This window comes from Stieleria sp. (genome assembly GCF_041595215.1).
Taxonomy (GTDB): domain Bacteria; phylum Planctomycetota; class Planctomycetia; order Pirellulales; family Pirellulaceae; genus Stieleria; species Stieleria magnilauensis.
The window spans coordinates 1-2,249 of record NZ_JBFHKV010001255.1; the positions used below are offsets into that span (position 1 = coordinate 1).

Below are 2,249 nucleotides of genomic sequence, written 5' to 3' on the forward strand. Positions count from 1 at the left end.
GCATTTATCCCCAGCGTTTTTCGTGTTGTTAGCGGTATTGGGCGCAAGCCCTCCGGTCCCTCATCGTTCCCGAAACACCGGAGGGCTCGCGCCCTACCGCTAAAAAATGCTTCACACCGTCGCTGAAGGATTTCAACGCACAGGAATCCCCGCTTGGCAGTTGCTCACGAGATCTGCAACCTGTCGCGGGACTATTGCCAAATCATGACCGATTTTCCATAAGCGCGGGACTCTTTCGCATTAACCCAGACTTTTAGACGGTAGAACCGCCCCTAAAAGGAATAGATTGGAGACGTACCCGTTCTCTTTTCCCTTGTTCTTTTTGGAGGTTCACATGAAACGGCATGTGAGATCTGGCTTCACACTTGTGGAGCTTTTGGTGGTCATCGCCATCATTGGCATTTTGGTCGGACTGCTGCTGCCAGCGGTTCAAGCAGCCCGCGAAGCAGCTCGGCGAATGAGCTGCAGCAACAACTTTCGGCAAATCGGCATTGCCGTGCACAATTACCACGCGGCTTACAAAGAATTGCCGATGCACGGCGTGGGAACGACCAGTGGTGGGACATCCTTTGCCCCATCGTTCGGCCAGTCCGGTCCCACCCACGACTGGTGGCGAAACTATTCCCACTCCAACTCCTGGCGGTTGAGTGCCCTGGTCGGTTTGACGCCCTTCATGGAACAACAAGGGATCTGGGACCAAATCTCCAACCCCAACAACAAAGACGCCATCGACCCGTCGGTGGTTTACAATCCGCCTTGGCCGGCGATGGGGCCTGTGCCCAGCCAGGCGAGGTACATCCCTTGGTCGACGGAGGTTCCGACCCTGCGTTGCCCGAGTGACCCGGGCGTCGGCTTGCCGGCGTTGGGACGGACCAACTATGCCGTCAATCTTGGTGATTCCTGCTATTGGTCGATTCGCGGTGGGCGACAATTCCCCAGGCCCGAGGACGGATCGTACCCCGAAACCAGCGGCTGGATGCGACACTCTCAGGCCGCCGACCGCGGCATGTTTGTCCAACACAAACGGGCCAAGTTCCGTGACGTGATCGATGGCTTGTCCAACACCATCGCGATGGGCGAAATCGCGACCGATTTGGGTGACCGGGACAAACGGACCTTGGCCGACCACGAATCAACCCAAGCCTGGGCCTTCATTCGTGACAATCCGAAATGGTGCGAAGATCAGGGCTACCTCGATCCCGATCGTCCACGATTCTGGGAGCCCAACCTGCGGATGATGAACCGTACCAACGGGCGCGGATTCCGCTGGGCCGATCACCGCGTCGAGATGACATCGATGCACACCATTCTGCCGCCCAACTCAGAAATCTGCGCCCAACGGAATCCCGGGGGCACGTTCCTCGCGCCTCCGAGCAGTCGCCACCAGGGCGGGGCTCACATCCTGATGGGAGACGGAGCGGTGGTGTTCATGACCGATTCGGTCGAAGCCGGAAACAGTCGAGCCGGAATGGTTTGGCGAAACGGTACCGGTGGGCAATCGCCCGGCAACATCAGCCCCTACGGATTGTGGGGTGCACTGGGAACCCGAGCGAGCAACGAAACGATTGAAGAACAACTCAATCAGTAACGTTCCCGATCAACCACAGGATGATTGCAATGAGAAAGCGGTTTTCATGGCTCGTTTGCTTCGTCGGCTTGACGTTGCCGTTGGCCGGATGTGGTGATCCACAACCGTCCAATGTGATGCAGAACGCCGACGAGCAAGCGTTTGCGGATTACGAACGAATGATCGCCGAAGACGCAAACGTTCAAAACGACGCCGAGCCGGACGAGGATGCGGCCGAATAGATCGGTGTCAACCGAGACAGCACCCGTTGCTGACCAGCAAAGCCCTTCGCGAGCGATCGCGAGGGGCTTTTTTCTTTGCAGGAGCCATCGTTGGCCGGCAACGTCTGGGATCGCGCCAAGCTACAATGGTCGCGCGGCAATCATCGATGCCGGCGCGAACCCGCTGGTGATCGTCGCACCTCTCCCGTTTGATCCGTCCACTCTTTTTTCCACCGTTTAACCTTTTTACGTACGCCATCACCATCATGAATCGAGTCACTCGCCGCGCGATCAGCGTTGCACTGTTGCCCGTCTTTGTCATCGCCGCCCTTCCGGGATTCCTCAGCCAGGCGGGCGCAGCCGATGCAAAACTGCGGGCGCTGATCATCGACGGCCAGAACAATCACACCGCTTGGCCCCAGACGACGATGATGACCAAGAAGTACCTGGAAGATTCGGGA

The 2,249-nt window shown here is 58.0% G+C and carries 2 protein-coding genes and 1 pseudogene; all 3 read left to right on the forward strand.

Annotated elements, in window-relative coordinates; translation table 11 throughout:
* The first annotated feature begins 334 nt into the window (after positions 1 to 334).
* Positions 335 to 1,588 carry a DUF1559 domain-containing protein gene (locus ABX749_RS30275; protein ID WP_372899319.1) on the forward strand — a complete coding sequence of 418 codons (1,254 nt, stop codon included), beginning with the start codon at positions 335 to 337 and terminating at the stop codon, positions 1,586 to 1,588.
* A gap of 29 nt (positions 1,589 to 1,617) precedes the next feature.
* Positions 1,618 to 1,809 (forward strand): hypothetical protein, encoded by a 192-nt coding sequence (locus ABX749_RS30280; RefSeq protein WP_145209620.1) that lies wholly within the window; start codon positions 1,618 to 1,620, stop codon positions 1,807 to 1,809.
* 245 nt (positions 1,810 to 2,054) lie between these two features.
* Positions 2,055 to 2,249: pseudogene (locus tag ABX749_RS30285) on the forward strand (hypothetical protein); the annotation flags it as partial.